The following is a 22183-nucleotide window of genomic DNA, read 5'->3' on the forward strand; positions in this document are numbered from 1 at the left end:
GTCTCCGCGGCCTCGGCCTCGGCGCGGTCCACCCGGTCGGCCAGCTCGCGCACGGCCTGCTCGCGGGCCGACTCCGCCGCCTCCGCCCGCCGGACGGCCGCCGCCGTCTCCTGTCTGGCGCGCCGCTCGATGCCCGCGGCCTCCCGCAGCGCCGCCAGCGCCTGCTCCCGCGCGGTCTCGGCGTCGGCGAACGCCGTGTCGCGCTCGGTGTAGGCCTCCTCGGCCCGGCGCCGGGACTCCTCAGCCTCCCGGCGCGCCTCCTCGGCCGCCTCCCTGGCCAGCCGTACCTGCTCCAGGGCCTGCTCGCGTTCCGCCCGGGCGATCGCGACGCTCGTGTGGGCCTCGGCCTGGATCGCGCTGAGCTTCGCTTCGACACCCGCCGGGCTCAGCTCCTCGGCCAGCACCTGCGCCAGCGGCTCGATGGCGGCGGCAAGGCCCTTCTCCATCCGCTCGTACAGGTCCTCCACGCGCGCCAGCGCGCCCTCCAGCCCCGGGGTCGCCCGGCGCATCTCCCGCTCACGCTTGGCCGCCGCCTGGCAGTCGCCGTCCGGGCAGTACTCCTTCGGCCTCCCCCGGCGCGCCTGCTGCTCGATCGGCGCCCCGCAGTGCTTGCACGCCGTCCTCATCACGGAGATCGTCACGGGCCAGATTTTAGCGATTTTCTGGATTTCTGGAAATCAATAATCGAAAACAGCAGTCCGTTGCGTGCCTGACGGGCATCGATAACTTGGGAGACGTGTAATTCTCGCAAGCTATCCATGCGTGGGCCTGTTCCGGCGCGATGCCCGGGGGCGTCGGCGAGACTGTGGGTGTGGAGTATGTGTCCAGAGTGCCGCGGCCGCGGTTGGACGGGCTGATCGACGACCTTTATTACCTGGAGGGTGCGCCGCCGTACGCCCGGCTGACGCTGCCGCCGATGCCGGCGGCGTTGCTCATCGTCAACCTCGGGGCGCCGTTGGCATCCGGGCCGGCATCGACATCGGGACGGCTGAGTACGCCGACGGCTGTGTGGTCACCACGCCCACCCGTGTCTTCGACTTCGGCTATCCGCCGGGGACCCGGTCCGTCGGCGTGCACGTCAAGCCGTGGGGCTGGCGCCGTTCCTGCCGGTGCCCGCGGCCGAGCTGTGTGACCGGCCGGTGACACTGGAGCAGGTGTGGGGTCGGCCCGCCACGGCTGAGCTGCGGGACCGGCTGGCCACGGCCGGCGGACCGCGCGAAATGCTGACGCTGCTCGAGGAGGAGCTGATGCGTCGGCTGTGCGAGACCGCCGGTCTGGGGCTGGTCCGCCATGCGAGCGGCGTCATCGCGGCGGCCGGCGGGGCGGTGGCGATCGGCGACCTGGGCGTGGCAGCCGGTGTCAGCAGCACTCATCTGGCACAGCGGTTCAAGGAGCTCATCGGTGTCACGCCGAAGCGGCTGGCCCGTACCTACCGCTTCGCCGCCACCGTGTTCGCGATCGACCCCGCCGGGCCGATCGACTGGGGCGACCTCGCCGGTGGCGCAGGCTACTTCGACCAGGCCCACTTCGGCCACGAGTTCCGGGCGTTCACCGGGCTCACCCCGACGCGGTACGTCGAAGTCCGGCGGCGGTTCCTGCGTGAACATCCCGGTCACGCGCTGGACGGCTGGCCGCTGCCGGCCGATTGATTTCGTACAAGAGCGGCAGCTCACGGCACGCTGGCTTGGGGGCACCCCGAAGCAGAGGAGAGCCCGTGGGCAAGGTGGTCATGTACAGCTCGGTGGCGGGTCTTTCCCGATCGTCAGGGCGTGGTGCCCCAGCGACAGAGGACTCCTCCCGTCCCATGCGGGGGCGAAACGGCGAGGTCAGCCACTCCGGGATATCCCATCTTCCCCGTCATCTTGTCGGCCGGCCTCCATCTGAACCACTATTCCGGCGAGGCTCGGCCGAAGCATCCCGTGCGGACATATCAGTCCCAGTTTTCGCTGGTCTGGCCGAGCACGTCGTCATGGAAGCGACATGAAGGGGTTCGGCGATGCGAAGCACGATCGCATGGAGGATGTCGAAGGGTGTGGCACTCTCGGCAGCGGTAGCCGGCATGGTTCTCTTATCGCCGGCACCGCAGGCGAACGCGGGGACCTGCACTCTCGGATTCATCTGCGGGTACGTCGAGAACTACCTGCCGAGTTCGTACACGATGAAGATCGCGGAGCTCGGGGTCGGCTCGGAGACCTGCGTGACTCAGGAGGGGACCTTCACCTGCAAGACGTACTGGCTGCCCAGCGGGAAGAAGAGCAAGGAGATCGGCGTCAAGGACGCCGACGCGCTGACGGTCGAGAACGCCGCATGGACCACCAATAACAACAGCACCTGGTACGCCGCGGGCGCCTGGCAGAGGATCCACGACGACCAGGGGCGTGTCTGCAGCGTGGTGAGCGGGCATCCGGCCTGCTATCAGAACTGACGCTCCCGCGGGCCGCGCCGGTTGGGGCACTCAGAGGAGGGAATGATTCTCCCCCTTCCCGGGTTGCCATCCCTCCGGTCCAGGCGGGCGATCGTCTGCCTGCGGTTCAACACGTTCCTTAGGGGGCCGTACCGGAACGGTCGTTTCCGGGACGGCCTTCGACGTCCTCCTCCACCGGCGCGCGGACCACTCGCCGCAGCGCCCCCTCCCCTGGTATCGACCTCGCGGGCGCCCGTTCAGTCGAGTCTAGAACCGGCGCGGGACGAGCGCTCGGCTGCCGGCTCCGGACCGGCCGATCCGTCGGAAGACCTCGACCATCTCGCCGCTTCTGGCCTGTCCGATGCCTCGACCGTGGTGGATGCCGGGACTCGGACCGGAGATGTGGCTGCGCGCCCGATTCCCACCGGCCCACGCGACTGCTCGGTGGTCCCCCACGAGGCGGGTGGCGCGATCGATCTACAAACCGCCCGCGCTCGCCGGGCGGCCTGATCTCCTGCGGCGGTCACTCGTCGTACGGCCTTAGCCAGCCGCGGCTGCGGGCGGTCAGGGCGATCTGGAAGCGGGTCCTGGCGCCCAGCGCCTTGGCTGTGTCGCTGATGTGCTTCTGCACGGTGCGCCGGCTGAGCCCGAGGACCCGGGCCACCGCGTCGTCCTTCATGCCGGCGGCCAGCAGGCGCAGGATGTCCCGCGTGCGGCCGTCGAGTCCCTCCGGCAGGCCGCTCCCCTCGGGCACGGCGGGCTCGGGCGTGTTCAGCGCGACCGGCACCGCGCGCTCCCAGACGCTCTCGAACAGCGCGATCAGCACCTCCAGCAGGGCCGGGGAGTGGATCAGGAGGGAGCCCGCAGCCGGGTCGTCCGGACGCAGCGGCATGATGGCCGCCGTCCGGTCGAAGACGACCAGCTTCATCGGCACGCCGGCGCACACCCGCAGCCGGCCGCCGATGGCGGTGCCGCGCAGCACGGTCTCCAGCGACCTCTCGTCGGTCAGCCCGTCGGTGTCGTACACCGACCGGAACAGGACGCCCTCCCCCCAGGTGAGGTCCGCGTTCCCCGACGGCTCCCGTGAGAAGGTCACGTACGGCGGCTTGGCCAGGTGCAGCACCTGGTCGCGGCTGGATCTCAGCAGGTGGGCGTAGCGGGCGGCGACCTCCTCGGGCGACTCGAGGGCCTCGAACAGGTCGGAGGCCACGTAGCGGCCGGCGGCGGCCCGGTACGCCTCGTGCAGCCGTTCCATGTGCAGCTCGGCCAGCGCCAGCTCCTCCCGCCTGCGGGCGAGCAGTGAGCCGAGGCCGCTGCGGGGCGGGCTGGCGCGCCAGCGGACGGGGGATTCGCCGATCCGCACTGCCAGGCACTCGGCTTCGAGCGAGGTGAGGGCGGCCCGGACGTCGTCCGGCGGTAGGCCGACGGCCGCGGCCACGGCCTCCTCGGCGGAGTCCGGATGACCGACCAGGTGTTCCAGCACCCGCCCGGCCAGGGAGGGCAGACCCGTCCCCGCCCACGACCCTCCGGGCGACAGGTCCATCGCGTGCTCCCACAGACCCTGACGAAGTGGCGGGGTTGATCGTACGCCCCCTCGCCGGGCCGGATGACCGGGCCCTCCCCTTCCTTGCTCACCTGCGCAACTGCGCGAACCCGCAGCGGTCAGGTCCTTGTCCCCGGGACGGCGCCGCGCGATGGTGATCGACGGCTGATCGGACAAAACGGATCAGTTTACATGTTTGACATTTTGAAGGGACACAGATGTCCATAGGTTTCAGACGTGTTCCGGCCTTATTCGCCGCCGGGACGCTGCTGACCACCACGATGTTCACCGGCACGGCCGCCTCGGCCAACGACGGCCCGGCGGAGACGGACGCGCCGGCGGCGCACTCCATCACGCTGGCCGACGGGTCGGTGGTGCGCTGGTTCGACGACGGCACCGGAACGCTGACCGACAAGGCCGGCAGGACGCGCGCCTTCCCCGTCCCGCAGACGCGCGGCCGGACCGGTCTCGGCACCCCCCTGAACCCGACCGCCGCCATGCTGCAGCGCCGCGTGGACGCCGCCCGCCTCGCGCCGTACACCGTGGGCTCGGACACCGGCGCCGCCGGGTCTGCGGTGCGTCCCCAGACCATGAACTACGGGCCGGTCACGCTGCCCGCCTCCGCCCTGTCGGCCGGCCGCGCCTTCGCGCGCGCGACTCCCAAGGGCGCGACCCCCAAGCCCGGCCCCTCCCCCGCGCCCGGCGCGCTGCCGGCTAACGAGGGCCTCACGACCTCCTTCCAGTCGTACCTCAACGCCGGAGGCGTCAACGCCGTCGGCGCCTTCGCCGACACGGCCGCCCACCTGCACGCGCTTCCCGGCACCGGTCAGATCATCACCAACGTGTCCCTCGGCGACCTGACCGACCAGTCGATGGCCGACGCCGGCGACGACTACGTGCGGTCGTACGGCCCGACCACGATCGTGAAGGACGGCCAGCGCTACCTCGACTATCCGTCGATGCCGCTGATCCCCACCTACACCACCGACAACGACGGCCGTCTCGACCCGACCGGCGCTACCGAGGGGCAGGACCCCAACCTGGCCGAGGTCCTCATGGACTTCTCGCTCATGGCGCCCCTGCCGCACGACCGACAGCGCCCAGAGGCGACCGGCAGCGGCGCCACCGACCTGCTCGGCATCGCCCCCGGCGCCCAGTACCGCCTGGTCGTGCCGAAGGAGCCCTCGTCCCACGGCATCGCCGTCGCGTTGCGCGCCGCCGCCGGCCAGCGGCCGCGCCCGAACGTCATCACCGCCAGCCTCGGCTTCGGCACGGACATGTCCATCGGCTTCCCTTCGCGGTGGCTGGAGGACGACCCGGAGGTCCGCGCCGCCCTTGAGGACATCGTCGACTCGGGCATCGTCGTGGTCGTGTCCGCCAACGACGGCACGCGGCTGGCCCTGCCCGTCTCGATCGGTCCCGACGGCGGCAGCACCCCCACCGAGCGGACCGACCGCGCGTCCGAGCAGACCAGCATCGACGACGTCGGTCCCACCACGACGCCGTCCCGCGTACGGGACACCGGCGTGATCGACGCCGGCGCCACCACCGTGGACGACACCCTGACCTCGTCCGACGTCCGCACCGCGGTCTATCCGACGACCCGCTACAACGGCTCGGCCGGATACTCCAGCGGGTTCGGCAGCCGGGTCGACATGGCGGCGCCGGGCGACAACCTGCCGACGCTGATCCACACCCCGGACGGCCCGGGCCTGGTGCTGAACGGCGGCACCTCCGCCGCGGCGCCCATGATCGCGGCCGCCGCGGCGAACGTGCTGGCCGCCGCCTCGGCCACGCACCAGAAGCTCACGCCGGCCCAGGTGCGCGACCTGCTGATCTCGACCGGACGGCCGGTGGCCCAGCCGCCCCAGGCCGACCAGGATCTGCACATCGGCCCGCAGTTGGACGTCACCGCCGCCGTGGAGAAGGTGCTCGCCAAGCACTTCCCCATCGCGACCTCCGCCGTCCGGCTGTCGGTGGCCCACCGGCAGTTGCTGTCGTCCGACACCGTGACGTCCTTCGTCGAGGCCACCGACCCGGCCCATTTGGACCTGAACGGACCCGCCGACTTCTGGGGCACCCCCTCCGGCCAGAACGTCGTCGCACCGATCACCTTCGGGCTCGACATGACCGGCCGCGGCGACGACCTGACCTACCGGCTGCGCGTCGGCGACCACAGCGTGATCCCCTCGACGGGCCCGAGCCTGCGGCTGCTTCCGCGGGAGATCCTCGCGGCCGCCGGGCTGCCGGCGGCCTCCGACGCCGAGCGGACCGTCCCTGTGGTCTTCGAGGCGCTCGACCACGGCAAGGTCGTCGCCGCGCAGTCGCAGCAGCTCACCTTCTCCGCGACGGACGGCACCTACACGGGAGCACTGGCGCCCGACCTGCCCGGCTCGGTGCCGCTCGGCCGCCCGGTCACCGTGCGGTACGACCTCACCGGCGTGCGGAACCTGACCGACCCGGCCCTGGTGCTGTCGTCCGTGGGCCACTGGAGCCCCCTGTCGACCAGCGAGAAGTTCCGCGCGCAGTGGAGCACCCCGCTCACCGCCCTCAAGGGGACGGTGACGATCCCCGCCTCCGCCTTCGCTCCGGGCGGCGCCGGAATCTACGGCGTCGGCATCGTGCAGCAGGGCGTGATCTTCGGTGACTTCCGGGCCCTCCGCGTCGGCGTGGGGGCCGACCAGCGGCCCGAAGCGCCGATCCTGTCCGCCGGTGACACCAAGCAGGCGCACGCCGTCGCCCTGACGCTCGCCGCGCCCAAACTCACGCTGTCGTGGGACGTCCACAAGGTGCCCGGCGCCGATGGGGCGTCGATCGAGTTCCTCACCCCCGCCCCCACCCTGTACGGCTCGCTGAACACCACCACCAACCAGAACGGCAGCGACCGCGACGACAACGGGGTCGACCACGCCTCCACGCTGCTTCGGCCGCTGCCCTCGGTCAAGGGCACCACCGTGCTGGACCTGAACGCCCTTGGCCTGCCCACCGGCGTGCAGTACCCGGTGCGCGTCCTCGCTACGAGCAAGGGCAGGCCGGTCGGCCAGGCGTCCCCCACGTCGTTCGTGGAGTACCGCGACGGCGACCTGGTCACGGGCGCGCTGGAGAACTTCGACGTGTCCGGCGGCACCGCGCTCATCGCCACCGACGAGTTCGCGGACGGCGACGACGGCTCAACGCACGTCCGGGCCTCGGCGACGACGCCGTACACGCTGAAGACCGGCACGCTGGGCGCCCCGCTCGCCCAGCAGCCGGACGACGGACGGATGCAGCGGGTGATCGGGACCGACCCGGGCACCGGCCACACGCTCATTGTGCGGCCCCCGTTCCTGGTCGACGCGCCGGCGCTGGTCGAGTTGCGCGACACCCGTACCGGGGCGTTGGTCGCCCAGGCCTCGCTCGGGGATGGTCCCGACGCGCCGCGGACCCTGTTCCAGGGCGCCGCGATCGACCTCACCCGTCACCGGGCGGGCCTCGTGACGTACAACGTGAACAACGGCCTGGCCGCCCTGTGGCCGTTCGACATGAAGACGGGCGCCGTCGGCAGCCCCATCCCGGTGAACCCGGCGAACACGGGTCGCGCCTTCAGCAACGTCAGCGTCGACGAGTCGACCGGCACGTTCTTCGTCGCCAGCTCCGGCACCCTCGGCACGTGCCTGTCCGGTCGGGTGCCGTACTGGGGAGTGCGAGTGAACCTGGACGCCACGACCGCGTCCCCGGTCACCACCCTCCCCCTCTGCACGGCCGGGCTGCTCCCGGACGGCGGGGGCGGCCGTCTCTACGTGCTCAGCGGGGCGGTCACCCCCAACTACTACAGCGGCGAGTTCCCGACCAGCAGCTGGATCGCCGGTGACCAGTCCACGCTCACCGGGCCGTCCCCCGCCGACCTCGGCGCCCGGGGCCCCGCCTGGGCCGCACTCGACGACATGAACCACGTCGCGGTCGTCGCCCACCTGTACGAGGTCGGCACCATCGACGACAACAACGCGCAGAGCGAGATCACGGTCGTCGACCCGGCGACCGGCAAGGTGCTGGCCCGCCACCCGGTCGTCAACCTCGGCAACTCCACCCTCAGCATGTCGAACTTCGACTTCACGAGCCGTCGCGGGCTCTTCCTCGACCCCGCGACCCGGACGGGTTACGTCGTCAACCCGTACGGCAACGGCCTGGAGCGGTTCCGCTACTGAGGGCCCCGGCGCCGCCGCCCGCGTGGCGGCGGCGCCGCACCGCCCAGGTCCGGGCCCTGCTCGGCCGTGCCTCCCTCTACGCAGCGCCCGCTACTTCCGCGGCGGCGGACCCGCCGAGACCGCTGCCATCGGCCGGGGCGCGCCTGCGTCTCGTTCTCCTACTGATCGGCGGTGGTGCTCCCGATCTGGACACCTGAGGAGTTGTAGACCGTCAATGTGCCGTGCGTGACGGGGCGACCGTCGACCATGTCGGTCCACATCGGCCATCCGGTCGCTCCGCCATACGAGCCGGAGCATTCCCGCCACAGGTCGTAGTGGTAGGTCCAGTTCGTATTGGACATGAGACCGCTGGGGTTGGGGGCGCACATGTCGGTGTTGTAGGCGTAGCCCGAAGACGTGACGTACCGTGCCGTGATCCGGATGGCCAGCCGCCATCCCATCAGGGCATGGTCTGGGGGACGGTCTGTCTGGTGTTGGGGCGGGCATGCTCCATGAGCGATCTTGTGCCGGATGCTAGGCAGGTCCCCTTCGCCGCGTCCACGCCCATCGTCCGGCTCGAACGCCATCTGCCCTGATCAGCCGCGGTGCCGTCGACCAAAGCTCGACCATGGATCGACCAGCCGACTGACATCGATGGTCCCTCAGCGCCAGGGCCGGTCCCCGATGCCTGGGCCACGGCCTGACTCACCGTCGCCGGCGGCGCCATGGCGGCCAACAGCAACCCCAGCCGTGAGAAGTACGGCCGGCCTTCCCTTCGTGCGCTCGCCACCGGTGGCCATCCCGGGTCCACCTTTCTCCTCCGAGAACGGGCCCCGCCCAGCATGTCCTCCCTGACTCCATGCGATCGGGGAGAACGGCGTTCAGGACAGTTGACAAGGCCGCCCGGCCCCGTGCGACGCTGATGCGCGAAGCTCCTGATCACCCTTCCCCCAGTCACGGAGCGCCCATGGGCCGTCTCACCCTCTCCCCCAAGATCCTTCACGGCCTCGACTTCGGCGCTCCGGCCGCCGAACGGGACATCGGGCGGGGGCTGGAGAAGTACTTCGTCGAGTCGCCCGCCTACCGGCGCGTCGAGGCCGGCGACAAGACGATCATCATCGGCAGCCGGGGCTCGGGGAAGAGCGCGATCTTCCAGATGCTGGCCAGGCGGGAGAGGTCCAGGGGCACCCGGGTGATCGAGCTCAGCCCCGACGACTACTCGTACGAACTGCTGAGCGCGACGTTGGCGGCGGAGGACGCGGGTTCGTGGGCGAAGCACGGCGCGTACGCCGCGGCCTGGAAATACCTGCTCTACGTCCTCATCATGAAGGAGGTCGCGCGCAAGGGGATGCGGCTGGCCCGCGGCGGCGCCGACATCCACCGCTACATCCGCGACAACCACTCCACGGTGGGAATGGGGCCGCTCTCGCTCCTCGTCTCCTACCTGAAGCGCCTGGAGACCGTGAAGCTCGGTCCGATAGAGGCCGGCGCCAGGACCAGGGAGCTGGACAGGCTCTACAAGCTCGAGGAGATCCACAACCTGCTGCCGTCCCTCAAGCGTGTCCTCGACGGCGTCCGGGTCGTCGTGCTGGTCGACGAACTCGACCGCGGGTGGGACTCGTCGGAGGACGCCCAGGCCTTCGTGTCCGGCCTCTTCCAGGCGTGCGTCTCGATCAACGGGCTCCACGGCAACCTGCGCGTCTACGTCTCGCTCAGGCAGGAGCTGTACGACGACATCCCGGCCCTGTACGAGGACGCGCAGAAGCACCGCGACCTGCTCGAGACGGTTCGATGGTCGCCGGACTCCCTGCTCAAGCTCATCGCCAGGCGGATCCGCCACTCGGCCAGGGAGATGGGCTACGACCGCGACGTCCTCGACCGGGCCGGCGACCTGAGCTGCTGGAACGCGGTGTTCGGCAACCCGCCGGGGGTCCCGGCCGCCGGCTCGTTCGCCTACGTCGCCCAGCGGACCCTGCATCGCCCCCGGGAGATCATCGAGTTCTGCACGGCGGCGCTCGACGCGGCCCGGGACCGGCACCCCACGCTGCCGCTCCCCCTCGGCGCCATCGGCTGGGCGGAGCCGGGCTACTCCGCCGACCGCGCCCAGGACATCGCCGCCGAGTTCCGCTTCCAGTACCCGGGGCTGCTCGGCGTGTTCGACGCCTTCCGCGGCCGCGGTCCGGCCTTCGACCGGGACGACCTTGAGTTCGTCTGCCTGGAGCTCGTCACCGGTGAGATCCGGGTGAGCGCCGCCTCCTGGTGGCTGCGGGAACGCAGCCCGGAGAACCTGATCGAGATCCTCTGGCAGGTCGGCTTCCTGAAGGCGAAGCCCAACGGCGACGACTCCCCGTTCGTCGGCGTGCACGAGGTGGCGCATCTCAACCTCGCCGCCGTGAAGCGCTTCGAGGTGCACCCGATGTTCCAGTCGTACCTCGGCGTCTCCCCAGGCTGATCACTCGTTGAGTTCAGCCATTCGTGGTCCAACGCGCGTCGGGGTGGGTGTCGTCTGGGCCATGGAGGCGAGGAGGCGTAGTTTCTCATCGCTCTCGCTACCTTGATCGGCGTAGTAGAGGACCAGGAGCAGGTCGTCCACGGGGAGCTTGTCTCGGTGCAGGCGCAGCTCACCGACGACGGGATGGTTCACGGTGGTGGTGCCGCCGTCGAGGTTGCGGACGTCGTGGCGCGCCCAGAGAGTTCGGAACCGCTCGCTCGACAGGGCGAGCTCGCCCACCAGTTCCACGAAGCGCGGGTTGTCGATGTCGTCGCCGATGGACTTCCTGAAGGCGGCGATGAATCCTTCCGCGGAGCGCGTCCAGTCCTGCTGGAACGCCTGCTCCTCGGGATCGAGGAGCAGCGATCGAAGACGGTTGTACCCGGGCTTGAGGCGCGGAGAGAGCGCGACCGCGAGCTGGTTGGAGGCGAGCACATCGAACGCGCGTCCTTCCACGAACGCGGGAACCTGCACGCTCGCGAGAAGCTGATGCACCCGTGCGGGCACGCGTTCAGGCTTCCGGCGACGCTGCGGCCTCGGGCGTGGGGCGACGAGGCCGAGGAGGTATTCCTGCTCGAGCTCGTCGAGATGCAGGACCCGCGCGAGCGATTCGAGGACCTGAGGTGAGGGGTTCTTGTCGCGGCCGCGTTCCAGCCGCAGGTAGTAGTCGGCGCTGATGCCCGCGAGCATGGCGACTTCTTCCCGGCGAAGCCCGGGAACGCGGCGGCTCGTCCCCGCCGGAAGACCGACCTGATCCGGAGTGACCAGCGCCCGCCGGGCGCGGAGGTAGCCGCCGAGCAGGTTGGAGCGGTTGTCGTCGCTCATGTTCAGGATCGTAGTTCAGGGCCCCCTCAGCTAAGGGGGCCCTGACAGGACCCCGGAAGGCGGGGGTACTGCCTCCGGCCGGAGAACAGGTCGACGCTGAAGGTGTCGCCGCACTCGTGGACCGGCTAAGGACTGCTGCGGTACGGCCACACGGTCCGAACACCTGGTGACCCGAACCATCATTGACTGCGCCGACCGGCTTGTCGCTGTCGGCGCCCTGAGCAGGAGCACTCAATGGACATCACCAACCGCACCGTCTTCATCGCCGGCGCCACCTCGGGAATCGGCCTCGAGCTCGCTCGCCGCTTCGCCGCGGCCGGCAGCGTCGTCATCGTCGGCGGCCGGCGAACCGACCTGCTCGAGCAACGCGCGGCTGAGGGGTTCGCGACCGTTCCCATCGACGTGACCGACCAGGACAGCATCGACCGTGCCCGCGACACGATCCTGCGCGGCCACCCGAGCCTCGACACGATCGTGACGATGTCCGGGGTCGGGATCCCCGAGGACCTGCGCGATCCCGCACACTTCAGTGCCGCGGAGAGGACGATCGACACCAACCTCCTCGGCACCATCCGCGTCATCGACGCGTTCACCCCGCACCTGATCGGGCGTGGCACCGGCACCATCATCACGGTCACCTCGGGCATCGGTTTCCTGCCGTTCCCGGTCATGCCGACCTACGCCGCATCGAAGGCGGGCGTGCACGCCTACTCCGAGGCGTTGCGTGCGCAACTGGACGGCACCGGCGTCGAGGTCTCCGAACTCGTCCCCCCGGCGGTCGCCACCACACCGGAGCAGGCACAGCTTAACCCCCGCGCGCTCGACCTGGCCGAGTTCGCCACCGAGGTGATGGACCTGCTCCGGACCGACCCCACTCCGCACGAGATCCTCGTCAAGGGTGTGCTGATGCACCGGTGGGCCGAGCGCGACGGCACCTACAACGAGCTGGTCGCCCAGCGGTCGCAGGCGCTCGCCATGCTCCCGAGCCGTCAGTAAGCACGACGGCCGCTCGGGGCGTCCCGATCACCAGATCACCTTGACTGTTAAGGACTGTCTCCGGGGTCCTGCGCGGCCTGGAAGCACGGGGGCTCGTCGAGCGGCGCTTCGAGGACGGTGACGTGCGCACCGGGCCGGCGCATGGACCAAGAAAAGGAACGTCGTCATGACGACGCAGGCAGAACGGACACTGACCATGATTCGAGAGGTGTGCGCCCTGGGACGCGTCGAGTTCGACCGCCCGCACACCGCCGAGGGCGACCCCGCCGCCGGGCGGGCGCTCGTCCAGGGACTGCAGGCCGTCGACGAGGGCGGCGAGCCCAGCGACGTCTCCCTGTCCCTGGGCCTGCTGGCATCGCGCGCCCCGTACTTCGACCAGCTCGTGCTGGAGGCCCTCGCGGCCGGAACCCGCCAGATCGTCAACCTCGGCGCCGGCTACGACGACCGCGCCCTGCGGTTCAGGCAACCGGGCGTGCAGTTCTTCGACCTGGATCTGCCGGAGGTCGTCGCCGACAAGACTCTCCGCTTCCAGGCACTGGACACCGACATCACCCACGTCACGTTGGCCGGGGTGAACTTCGCGACCGACGACGTCGCCGCTGTCCTGGCCCGCGCGGGGCACGACGCCCAGCAGCCGACCCTCTTCATCGGTGAACACCTCGCCCTCTTCCTGCAGCCGAGCGATGTGGAACGTCTCCTGGCCGGGGTCTCCGGCCGCGCCGCGAAGGGAGGCACCCTGGCCCTCACCGCGGAGGTGCACCCCGCCGGCCTCGCCTCCGCCCTCGTCGTCTCGACGGTGGCGGAGGCGATGTTCGCCGGAGCCGGCCCCCTGAACACCATCAAGACCCGCGACGCCTGGCTGGACCTGTTCAAGGAGCACGGCTGGCAGGTCGAGAACGCCACCGAGGTGACGGCCGTCAACCACTTCGAACTGCCCATGGCCGACCAGCCCGTGCAGATCCAGACGCAGTTCCTCACCGCGACGCCCGTGTGAACCGCGCCGCTTCCTGGCTCGTCGTCCGGTGCGCCGCACCGCTGCCCCCTGCGGTTTTTGGGGCAGGGGGCAGCGGTTGTCCGTCCCCTGCCCCGGCCGGTCAGCGGCCGAAGTCGGCCTTGTGATCGTTAGTCCATCGGGCATAGGTGCGCGCGGGGTGCCCGGTGATCTGCTCGACGACCTCGTTGACCGGCGCCGGCTTCCCGACCGCCCTCGCCATGAGACCGAACAGCGCCGCCAGGAACTCGGCGTCCATGAACTGGCTCATCTGCGCCAGGACGGGCTCGGGGTCGAGGTCCTCGACGGTCAGCGTACGTCCCAGCGTTTCGCCCAGGATGCGTACCTGCTGCGCCTGAGTCAGCGACTCGGGGCCGGTCAGGTCGTAGACCCGGCCCGCGTGCCCGCCGCCGGTCAGGATCCGCGCGGCCACCTCGGCGACGTCCCGCTCGTGCACGGCGCTGAAGGCGGCCTTGGTGTACGGCGCGCGGATCACGTCGCCGCCCTGCAGTTGCATCGCGAACGTCAACGAGTTGATGGCGGGGAACAGCAACCGCAGGAACGTCCACTCGATCCCGGACGCCTCGATGGCCTGCTCGACGTCACGGTGATACTGAGCGATCACGTCAGGCTGTCGCTCGGCCCCTGCGTCGACGGCTCCCGACGACAGGAACACCACCCGCCGCACCCCGGCCTCACGCGCGGCCTCCAGGAGCGGAGCGACATCCATTCCATACTGCAGGACCAGGAACGCGGCCTCGACATCCCGCACGACCGCCGGCAGCGTCTCGGGCTTGGTCAGATCACCCTGGACGACCTCGACGCCCTCGGGCAGCCCGGCCTTCTCCGGAGACCGGGTCAGCGCACGCACCGGCGCCCCAGCGGAGACAAGCTCCTCAACCGCCTGACGTCCGAAGTGAGCCGTGGCGCCAACGACCAGATACATAAGGGGTTCCTTCCATTCGCTGAATTCTTGGCATAACGGCAGGGAATGCTCCGTCAGAGCAGGGCCTCGCCGTCACTCGGAGGCGGAGATCGCCGCGCTCCGTCGTCGCAGGGGGGCGTAGAACTCCCGGAGGTCGGCGGCGAGGACGTCGGGGACGAGGTGTGCGGCATAGTGACCGCCGCGGCCGTACGACTTCCAGTGGACGATGTTCGTGTGGTCGCGCTCGGCGAAGGTGCGCATCGAGACGAAGTCGCCCTCGAACATCGCCAGGCCGAGCGGGACCGTCGTCGGCTCCTTGGGATGCTCGGCGTGCGCGTCCTCGTAGTAGAACCGCGTGGCCGAGGTGGCGGTGCCGGTCGCCCAGTAGAGCATCGTGTTGGTCAGGATGAAGTCGTCGTCGACGTCCTCACCGAACAACTGGGCGTTCCAGCCCAGCAGCCCGGCCGGCGAGTCGAAGATCCCGTACGACAACGTCTGCGGCTGCTGCGAATGGACCATGTTGAACGACATCTTGTTCTCGTAGAACCATTGCAGCACCTCCAGTCCCTTCCGCTCCTCGTCGGTGAGGTTCGCCATCTCCGCCGGGTCGCCGGAGGGGAACGAGTAGATCTGCGTGACATGGACGCCGACGACGTGCTCGGGGTCGATGCGGCCCACCTCGGGCGAGACGAACGAGCCGCCGTCGTTGCCTGCCGCGCCATACCGGTCGTAGCCGAGCCTGCGCATGAGCTCCGCCCACGCCCGGGCCGTACGGAACCGGTTCCAGCCCCGCTCCCTCGTCGGGCCGGAGAAGCCGAAGCCGGGCAGGGACGGGATCACCAGGTGGAACGCCCGCGCCGGGTCCTCGGGGTTCGTCAGCGGTTCGATGACCTTGAGGTACTCCACGATCGAGCCCGGCCAGCCGTGGGTGAGGATCAGCGGGAGCGCGTCCTCGTGCGGCGACCGTACGTGCAGGAAGTGGACGTCCTGCCCGTCGATCTCGGTGATGAACTGCGGATACCGGTTGATCTCGGCCTCGTGGGCCCGCCAGTCGTACCCGTCCCGCCAGTATTCGGCCAGCCGCTTCACGTACGCGACCGGCATGCCGTAGTCCCACCCGGCGTCCGGGATCTCGTCGGGCCAGCGGGTCCGGCCGAGCCGGTCCTTCAGGTCGTCGAGATCGGCCTGCGGGATGTCGATCCGGAACGGAGTGATCGCGTTGTCGTTCGTCATGGTCATCACAGTAGAGAGCAATTAGGTAAGATCCGTTCCTAATGGCCTGGCAGACTTCGGGGAATGTTGGAAACCTCGGCGCGGCTGCTGCGCCTGCTCTCCCTGCTGCAGACACCCCGCGAGTGGACCGGCACCGAGTTGGCCGAGCGGCTGTCGGTCAGCACCCGGACCGTCCGCAACGACGTGGATCGCCTCCGGAACCTCGGCTATCCGGTGCACGCCGGCCGGGGCGCCGTGGGCGGCTACCGGCTCGGCGCCGGGGCCACGCTGCCGCCGCTGCTGCTCGACGACGAGGAGGCGGTCGCCGTCGCGATCGGGCTGCGGACCGCCGCCGGTGGCACCATCACGGGGGTCGAGGAGACCTCCCTGCGCGCGCTCGCCAAGCTGGAGCAGGTCTTGCCGTCCCGGCTCCGGCGCCGGATCAGCACCCTCCAGCAGTACGCCGTCGCGGTGCCCAGGGACGAGCCCGGCCCGCGGGTCGACGCGGACACGCTGACCACGATCGCCACCGCCTGCCGGGACCATGAGCGGCTGCGGTTCGACTACCGCAGTCACGACGGCTCGGACAGCCGGCGGGACGTCGAGCCCTACCGGCTGGTCAACTGGGGGCGACGGTGGTACCTCATCGGCTTCGACGTCGGGCGGGCCGACTGGCGGACGTACCGGGTCGACCGGATCAGTCCGCGTACCCCGACGGGCCCCCGGTTCACCCCGCGCGAGCTGCCGGAGAACCCCGTCGACCAGGTGCGCCGGGGAGTGTCGTCGGCCGCCTGGCGGTACCGTGCCCAGGTCACCGTGCACGCCCCGGCCGATGTGGTCGCCGAACGGATCAACGCTGCCGTCGGCATCGTCACGCCGGTTGACGACACCCGGTGCCTGCTGGACACCGGCGCAGACAGCGTCGAGGCGCTCGCCGTCCACCTCGGCCTGCTCGGCATCGACTTCACGGTGACAGAGCCGCCGGAACTGGTCGAACTCGTACGTGTCCTCGCCGACCGCTACCACCGCGCCATCATGCGCTGATCGTCCGCATGAAGTTCGGGAACTCGGGGGCCGGCGGATGTCGAGAATGCTCCGGCGGCTCCGTCCCAGGGGCAGATCACGACGACGACCCTGGAGGGACGGCCATGCGAGCGAACGAGATCACCGAGATCCTGGACCGGCCGATCAGCCGAGAGCTGCTGGCACGGGACATCACCCGGCTGGCCTACGTGGCCAAGGACGGCACGCCCAGGAACGTCCCGATCGCGTTCACCTGGAACGGTTCGGAGATCGTCATGTGCACCACGAAGAACGCCCCGAAGCTCCCGGCTCTGCGCGAGAACCCGATGGTCGCCCTGACGATCGACACCGAGGTGCACCCGCCCAAGATCCTGCTGATCCGCGGCCGGGCCGAGCTGGACGTGGTCGACGGCATCCCCGACGAGTACCTCCACATGAACGGCTCGTACGAGATGACGCCCGAGCAGCGGGCCGAGTGGGAGGCCGAGGTCCGCTCGCTCTACGACGGCATGGTCCGGATCGTGGTGACGCCGACGTGGGCGAAGCTGATCGATTTCGAGACGACCCTGCCGAGCGCGGTCGAGGAGCTGATCCGGCAACGGGCCGAGCGTGAGCGCGCCTGACGACAACCCGGGCGGTTATGGCGTGGGCGCCGTGGTGGTCCTCGCTGAACCGTTCGGCCTGCACCGGTCCCGGCCCGGCGCCATGGCCGGTTTCCCCAATGATCGGATCCGCGCCGTGTCTATCCCGCCCATCCAGGCACAGGGACGGCCGGCATGAGTATGATCCCGGGTATGAGCGGAAATCGAAAGGTGCGGATCACCATCACCGTGGACCCCGACGTCCTCGAATACGCCGAGCACCTCGTCGCCGCCGGTAAGGCCACCAGCGTGGCCGCCGTCTTCAACGACGCCATCGCGGAAAAGCGCATCACTGATCAGCGTGCGCTGGCCCTGCTGCGCGAACGCGCTCGTCAGGCCGACCCGGTACGGGTGGCCCGCATGATGCGGCACGTGAACCGCCAGCTCGCCGAGCATGGGTTCCCGGCGGCATCAGGTGAGTGACTTCACCCCCACGCCGTACATCCTCGACACCAGCGTGCTGGCCGACGTCGCCCGAGGCGACGCCGATCTGATCGGCCTCCTGCAGGACCTCGACCAAGCGGGGCAACCAATCATCGTCCCCGCGCTGGCGGCCGCCGGGGCGCTCCTCGACGGCCGCGGCTCGCCGGACGCTCAGGCCCTCCTCGCCGGCCTGGCCGCGTTCGAGCACGCCATCGTCGCCCCGCTGGACGGGGTCGCCCAATCCTCCAAGCTCGTCGACACGATGGCTGTGACCGGACTCGACGTCTACGACGCTCACGCCGCCGCCATCGCTGACGTGTCGATCTGCCCGATCCTCACCCTGCGCGGCGGCAAATGGCAGCAGCCGTCTCGCGCCCTGGACAACCCCCTGCACGTCATCGAGATCGCCGACCCCGACGACTGATCGCACGACCGGGCCGGTCTGGGCCTCCCGCCGGGAGTCGCTCCCCGCGGGGTCCCTCTCCGGTGACGCCAGCAGAGCAAGGAGGGTGACGGCCTCGTTTCAGGCTCCGATCCAGGCGTCGACGAGGTCGAGCCGCTCGAGTGGGGGCTCGGGCGGGCGGAATCCGAGTGCCTCGGTCAGGACGCTGTCGACGACCGGGTGGAGACGTTCCTCGGCGAACGTCTGCCAGTCGGCCTCGGACTCCCACACGTCGACGTAGCGCAGGCCGTTGCCGGTGCGGTAGGCCAGGTGCGCGATGAGCCCCTTGGGCGGCTCGGGTCCCAGCCCCTCCTTGATGCGGGCGTAGACGTCGGGCCCGATCGGGACCTCGTAGGTGAACGCGTGTGCCATGGGTCCTCCCTGGCGACTTTGATCCGAATTCACTTCGGACGAATAGTGTTAGCATGAGCCGCGTGGCAGGACAGGTCAAGAGGCGATACGACGCCAGCGGGCGGCGGGAGGCGGCCGAGGCCAACCGGCGGGCCATCCTGGAGACGGCCCGCGAGCTGTTCACCTCCCGCGGCTACGGGGCCACGACGATGAGCGACATCGCCGAGCGGGCCGGCGTCGCCCTGGACACCGTCTACGCCGCGGTGGGCCGCAAGCCCGCGCTCTTCCTGGAACTGGTGGAGACCGCGCTGTCCGGCACCGACCGGGCCGTCCCCGCCCGGCAACGCGGATACGTACAGGCCATCCGCGCCGAACCCGACGCCGGGCGCAAGCTGGAGATATACGCGCACGCGATCGGGGAGATCCACAGCAGGCTGGCGCCGCTGCTGCGCGTCGCCCAGACGGCGACGCATCCGGAGGTCCGCGAGGTCTGGCAGGACATCGCCCACCGGCGCGCGGCCAACATGCGGGACCTGGCACAGGAACTCGTCGGCACCGGACAGGTACGGCCGGGGCTCGACGTGGACGAGATCGCCGACGTCGTCTGGGCGACCAACTCGCCGGAGTTCTACTGCCTGCTGGTCGAGGACCGGGGCTGGCCCGCGGAGCGGTTCACCGTTTGGCTGGCCGACACCTGGCGTCGGCTGCTCATCGTCTGACGTCCGGGCCGGGGACCACCGACCGGCTGCGGGCCCGTTTCGAGACCGCCGTGCCACCGGGCCGGCATGCTGGGGAGGGCACGGGCGGGCGGCACACCGTTTTCCGCCCAGCGGCAGGGGCGATTGATCCGCACGGCCGGGGAAGTGACGAGGCATGGCCGTAGGTGAGATCCAGGAACAGATTCAGCGTCATATCGACAGGCTGGTCGGTACCGGCGCGGAGAGCGGTGTGCAGGTCGCCGTCTACAAGGACGGCGTGCTGATCGTCGACGCGGTGGCCGGCACGGCCGACCCGGCCACCGGCCGGCCGCTCACCTCCAGCACGCCGATCTTCAGTTTCTCCACCGGCAAGAACGTGTCGGCCACGCTCGCGCATCTGCTCGTGGCGCGTGGGTTTCTCGACTACGACAGCCCGGTCGTCGACCTGTGGCCCGAGTTCGGTGTGCGTGGCAAGGCCACAGCGACACTGCGGCACATACTGACCCACACGGTCGGTCTGCCGGCCATGCCGCGCGACATCACCCAGGCCGAGCTTCCCGACTGGTCCAGGGTGTGTGAGGCGCTCGCCGCCGCCGGGCCGCGCTGGCGGCCGGGCACCGCCACGGGCTATCACTCCTACACCTTCGGCTATCTCGTCGGTGAGCTGGCCCGCCGCGCGACCGGGCGGTCCATGGGCGAGCTCCTACATGAGTGGATCACTGTGCCGCTCGGTATCGAGGGGCAGGTGTACTTCGCCGTTCCGAAGGAGTCATTGCCGGGGTTGGCGCGTCTGGAGCAGCAGGCGGGGCAGTGGCCTGCCGGCCCGGACGACGGTGATGCGATCCTCGCGCCGTGGGAAGGCCGGCCGAGTGCCGATTTCGGCAACGACGGCGAGATCCTGGGCGCCGACATACCGTCGGTCGGTACCGCCACCGCGCACGGGCTCGCCGCGATGTACAACGCCGTGCTGCGGGGTGAACTCGTGGATTCCGCGCACTTGGCGGAACTGTCGCGGGTCGCGTTCGAGGGGGTGGACCAGGTTTTCGGCAATCCGGCGCGGATGGCGTTGGGCTACCCGCTCGGCAGGATGGGCGCCCCCGCCGAGGAGAACTCGGTGGCGTTCGGGTGGCCGGGCGGGGGCGGAAGCTACGCCTACGCCGACCCCGCCCGAGGGGTCGCCTTCGCGCTGACGAAAACCCGGCTCGTCCCGAACTTCGACACCGCGCTGTCGGTCACGGCCCTGTTCTCGTATAGCTACGGCGAACGGACATGTAGCGCAGGGTGAGGCTCGGGGCCGGAGCGGGCGCGAGGGTCGACGGCACAGCGATCGGCGATGGCAGCGATTCAGCTTCGAGGTTCACTTATCGGACTTCCGGCGACGAGATCGGCGAGTCCCTGGAACTGCTGTGGGGCACTGCGGCGGTCAACACCTGGAACGCCCGCCGGGCGTCGGTGCTGTCGTGGCTGGGCTGGTGTGAGGAGTACGGCTACGAGGGCCCGGCCGTCCCGGCCTGGACGAAGCGGGTGACGGTGCCGGATTCCAAGACGTCGGCGACCTGCACGAGTACCGTCATTCCGCCCTCACCCACCTCGGCGAGCAAGGTGCCTCCCCGCTGATGCTGATGGCGAAGCCGAGGCACAAGAAACCGGAGAACGTCCGCCGCTACTCGCTGCAGTCAGTGCCGCAGAGGTAACGCGTGCGATGCGGCTACGTCGCCGAGCACGTAGCCGGGGCGTTCTCGTACTGGGCGGAGAGGTGGATCAGCTCATCGAGACGATCGTGAGCCTCGGTCAGGGCGTCGATCTGGACCCTGATACGGGCACGCTCGTCCATGAGTTGGCGTGTCATCTGCGGGGTCGCAACGAGAGTGTCCAGGAACGGAAGGATCTGCCGGATCGCCTTACTGGCCAGACCGGCCGCGTAGAGGAGCTGGATGAACTTCACCCGCGCAACGGCAGACTCGGGGTACCGCCGGTGGCCGCTGGGGTTGCGGTCGGCGATGACGAGCCCCTGCTCTTCGTAGTACCTCAGCGCACGGACGCTGACTCCAGCGCGTTCGGCTACCACTCCGATACGCATGACGCCTCCCGTCACTCCGGACTTGATCCTCACGTCGACGTGAGGTTCTAGCGTACGTCCTATGAATATCAACGGAGCCACTGCGCTCGTCACCGGAGCCAACCGCGGCATCGGCCGCCACCTCGCTGCCCAGCTCGTCGAGCGAGGCGCGAAGGTCTATGCGACCGCCCGTCGTCCCGAGTCCATCGATCTCGACGGCGTCGAGGTCCTCGCCCTGGACATCTCCGACCCGGACGCCGTCACAGCCGCGGCCCGCACGGCGGGCGATGTGAACCTGCTGGTCAACAATGCCGGCATCGGAGGCGGCACCCTGCTCGGCGACCTGCAGGCGGTCCATGCCGCACTGGACGTGAACTTCTGGGGCACGCTGTCGATGGCCCGCGCCTTCGCACCGGTCCTTGCAGCGAACGGCGGGGGCGCGATCGTGAACATAGCTTCTTCGGCATCATGGTTCGTCTTCCCCGGCAGCAGCGCCTACGCGGTCTCGAAGGCAGCCGTCTGGAGCATGAGCCAAGCGCTGCGCCAGGAGATGGCCAGTCAGGGCACGCTCGTCACCTCGGTGCATCTCGGGGCGGCTGACACCGACATGACGAAAGGTCTTGACGTGCCCAAGATGGACGCAGCCGATGTCGCCCGAATCACCCTCGATGGCGTCGAGGCCGACGCCGTCGAGGTGGTAGTCGATGATTTCACCGAAATGGTCAAGGCATCGTTGAGCCGCGACCCTCGGGAGTTCGACAAGCAGTTTCAGCAGTTGCTGAACTCCTGACCGCAGTCCAGGACTTTCGTTGAGGAGCGGCGGTGGTTGCCGTACGACTCCAGGCCATCCGCGCCGACCTGCCGGGCGACCTCCGACCCGGCTGTGGCTATCACTCCTCGTCCGTGGCTTTCTTGCCCCGCAGCGGCCGCAGGCCGCCGGGCAGGTCAGGGAGCTGGAACGAGTAGCGGCCCAGCATGGGCCCAAGGCGCCGATCT

Annotated in this window: 21 protein-coding genes and 1 pseudogene; 14 read left to right on the forward strand and 8 right to left on the reverse strand. The window is 69.9% G+C overall.

The window, feature by feature from the left end; genetic code table 11:
* Positions 1-641 (reverse strand): annotated as a pseudogene (locus tag MPTA5024_RS41730) (hypothetical protein); the annotation flags it as partial.
* A gap of 444 nt (positions 642-1085) precedes the next feature.
* Between MPTA5024_RS41730 and MPTA5024_RS01930 the strand changes: the two are divergent.
* The gene (locus MPTA5024_RS01930; protein ID WP_198166903.1) at positions 1086-1649 is read left to right on the forward strand and encodes a helix-turn-helix domain-containing protein; all 564 of its coding nucleotides are present in this window, start codon (positions 1086-1088) and stop codon (positions 1647-1649) included.
* A 410-nt stretch (positions 1650-2059) separates the two neighbouring features.
* Entirely contained in the window at positions 2060-2425 is a 366-nt protein-coding gene (locus MPTA5024_RS01935; protein WP_036319111.1) for a hypothetical protein, read from the forward strand.
* A gap of 502 nt (positions 2426-2927) precedes the next feature.
* Here MPTA5024_RS01935 and MPTA5024_RS01940 read toward each other — a convergent pair.
* Positions 2928-3947, reverse strand: a complete 1020-nt coding sequence (locus MPTA5024_RS01940) for a helix-turn-helix domain-containing protein (RefSeq protein WP_036319113.1) — start codon at positions 3945-3947, stop codon at positions 2928-2930.
* A 218-nt stretch (positions 3948-4165) separates the two neighbouring features.
* Here MPTA5024_RS01940 and MPTA5024_RS01945 point away from each other — a divergent pair, with 218 nt between their 5' ends.
* The gene (locus MPTA5024_RS01945) at positions 4166-8131 is read left to right on the forward strand and encodes a S8 family serine peptidase (protein WP_084369371.1); all 3966 of its coding nucleotides are present in this window, start codon (positions 4166-4168) and stop codon (positions 8129-8131) included.
* 158 nt (positions 8132-8289) lie between these two features.
* On the opposite strand, the gene MPTA5024_RS01950 is transcribed toward MPTA5024_RS01945, so the two are convergent.
* Positions 8290-8571 carry an RIP homotypic interaction motif-containing protein gene (locus tag MPTA5024_RS01950; protein ID WP_036319114.1) on the reverse strand — a complete coding sequence of 94 codons (282 nt, stop codon included), beginning with the start codon at positions 8569-8571 and terminating at the stop codon, positions 8290-8292.
* A gap of 506 nt (positions 8572-9077) precedes the next feature.
* Here MPTA5024_RS01950 and MPTA5024_RS01955 point away from each other — a divergent pair.
* Positions 9078-10562: an ATP-binding protein gene (locus MPTA5024_RS01955; RefSeq protein ID WP_051457603.1), complete on the forward strand. Its 1485-nt coding sequence runs from the start codon at positions 9078-9080 to the stop codon at positions 10560-10562.
* Here the strand turns inward: MPTA5024_RS01955 and MPTA5024_RS01960 are convergent, their stop codons facing one another.
* Entirely contained in the window at positions 10563-11426 is an 864-nt protein-coding gene (locus MPTA5024_RS01960; RefSeq protein WP_036319116.1) for a helix-turn-helix domain-containing protein, read from the reverse strand.
* 234 nt (positions 11427-11660) lie between these two features.
* On the opposite strand from MPTA5024_RS01960, the gene MPTA5024_RS01965 reads away from it, so the two are divergent.
* Together MPTA5024_RS01965 and MPTA5024_RS01970 are read left to right on the forward strand one after the other, a co-directional pair.
* On the forward strand, positions 11661-12422 hold the full coding sequence (locus tag MPTA5024_RS01965) for an SDR family oxidoreductase (RefSeq protein WP_036319117.1): 762 nt from the start codon (positions 11661-11663) through the stop codon (positions 12420-12422).
* 166 nt (positions 12423-12588) lie between these two features.
* A complete protein-coding gene (locus MPTA5024_RS01970) occupies positions 12589-13416 on the forward strand; it encodes a class I SAM-dependent methyltransferase (RefSeq protein WP_084369373.1) in 828 nt (275 codons plus the stop codon).
* A 100-nt stretch (positions 13417-13516) separates the two neighbouring features.
* On the opposite strand, the gene MPTA5024_RS01975 is transcribed toward MPTA5024_RS01970, so the two are convergent.
* Both MPTA5024_RS01975 and MPTA5024_RS01980 read right to left on the reverse strand, forming a co-directional pair.
* Complete coding sequence (locus MPTA5024_RS01975; protein WP_036319120.1) at positions 13517-14359, reverse strand: NAD(P)H-binding protein; 843 nt, start codon at positions 14357-14359, stop codon at positions 13517-13519.
* A 72-nt stretch (positions 14360-14431) separates the two neighbouring features.
* Positions 14432-15571: an epoxide hydrolase family protein gene (locus MPTA5024_RS01980; RefSeq protein ID WP_036322814.1), complete on the reverse strand. Its 1140-nt coding sequence runs from the start codon at positions 15569-15571 to the stop codon at positions 14432-14434.
* 63 nt (positions 15572-15634) lie between these two features.
* On the opposite strand from MPTA5024_RS01980, the gene MPTA5024_RS01985 reads away from it, so the two are divergent.
* The 4 genes from MPTA5024_RS01985 to MPTA5024_RS02000 all read left to right on the forward strand — a co-directional run bounded on the left by MPTA5024_RS01985 (position 15635) and on the right by MPTA5024_RS02000 (position 18061).
* Complete coding sequence (locus tag MPTA5024_RS01985) at positions 15635-16594, forward strand: helix-turn-helix transcriptional regulator (protein WP_036319122.1); 960 nt, start codon at positions 15635-15637, stop codon at positions 16592-16594.
* A 104-nt stretch (positions 16595-16698) separates the two neighbouring features.
* Positions 16699-17196 (forward strand): pyridoxamine 5'-phosphate oxidase family protein, encoded by a 498-nt coding sequence (locus tag MPTA5024_RS01990; protein WP_036319124.1) that lies wholly within the window; start codon positions 16699-16701, stop codon positions 17194-17196.
* 171 nt (positions 17197-17367) lie between these two features.
* On the forward strand, positions 17368-17637 hold the full coding sequence (locus tag MPTA5024_RS01995) for a hypothetical protein (protein ID WP_157099247.1): 270 nt from the start codon (positions 17368-17370) through the stop codon (positions 17635-17637).
* The gene (locus MPTA5024_RS02000) at positions 17630-18061 is read left to right on the forward strand and encodes a hypothetical protein (protein ID WP_157099248.1); all 432 of its coding nucleotides are present in this window, start codon (positions 17630-17632) and stop codon (positions 18059-18061) included. The genes MPTA5024_RS01995 and MPTA5024_RS02000 overlap by 8 nt, the downstream gene beginning before the upstream one ends.
* A gap of 99 nt (positions 18062-18160) precedes the next feature.
* Here MPTA5024_RS02000 and MPTA5024_RS02005 read toward each other — a convergent pair whose 3' ends face one another.
* Positions 18161-18451 carry a hypothetical protein gene (locus tag MPTA5024_RS02005; protein ID WP_036319132.1) on the reverse strand — a complete coding sequence of 97 codons (291 nt, stop codon included), beginning with the start codon at positions 18449-18451 and terminating at the stop codon, positions 18161-18163.
* Positions 18452-18513: 62 nt separating this feature from the next.
* On the opposite strand from MPTA5024_RS02005, the gene MPTA5024_RS02010 reads away from it, so the two are divergent.
* The 3 genes from MPTA5024_RS02010 to MPTA5024_RS40540 all read left to right on the forward strand — a co-directional run bounded on the left by MPTA5024_RS02010 (position 18514) and on the right by MPTA5024_RS40540 (position 20745).
* Positions 18514-19149 carry a TetR/AcrR family transcriptional regulator gene (locus tag MPTA5024_RS02010; RefSeq protein WP_442922011.1) on the forward strand — a complete coding sequence of 212 codons (636 nt, stop codon included), beginning with the start codon at positions 18514-18516 and terminating at the stop codon, positions 19147-19149.
* A gap of 154 nt (positions 19150-19303) precedes the next feature.
* Positions 19304-20413 carry an EstA family serine hydrolase gene (locus tag MPTA5024_RS02015; RefSeq protein ID WP_036319136.1) on the forward strand — a complete coding sequence of 370 codons (1110 nt, stop codon included), beginning with the start codon at positions 19304-19306 and terminating at the stop codon, positions 20411-20413.
* Entirely contained in the window at positions 20410-20745 is a 336-nt protein-coding gene (locus tag MPTA5024_RS40540; RefSeq protein ID WP_198166904.1) for a hypothetical protein, read from the forward strand. Before MPTA5024_RS02015 ends, MPTA5024_RS40540 begins: the two co-directional genes overlap by 4 nt.
* Positions 20746-20836: 91 nt before the next feature.
* Here MPTA5024_RS40540 and MPTA5024_RS02020 read toward each other — a convergent pair whose 3' ends face one another.
* Positions 20837-21241 (reverse strand): MerR family transcriptional regulator, encoded by a 405-nt coding sequence (locus tag MPTA5024_RS02020; RefSeq protein WP_232326131.1) that lies wholly within the window; start codon positions 21239-21241, stop codon positions 20837-20839.
* A 28-nt stretch (positions 21242-21269) separates the two neighbouring features.
* On the opposite strand from MPTA5024_RS02020, the gene MPTA5024_RS02025 reads away from it, so the two are divergent.
* Positions 21270-21977 (forward strand): SDR family oxidoreductase, encoded by a 708-nt coding sequence (locus tag MPTA5024_RS02025; protein WP_036319139.1) that lies wholly within the window; start codon positions 21270-21272, stop codon positions 21975-21977.
* Positions 21978-22183: the final 206 nt, after the last annotated feature.

It is taken from the genome of Microbispora sp. ATCC PTA-5024, from assembly GCF_000511135.2.
GTDB lineage: Bacteria > Actinomycetota > Actinomycetes > Streptosporangiales > Streptosporangiaceae > Microbispora > Microbispora corallina.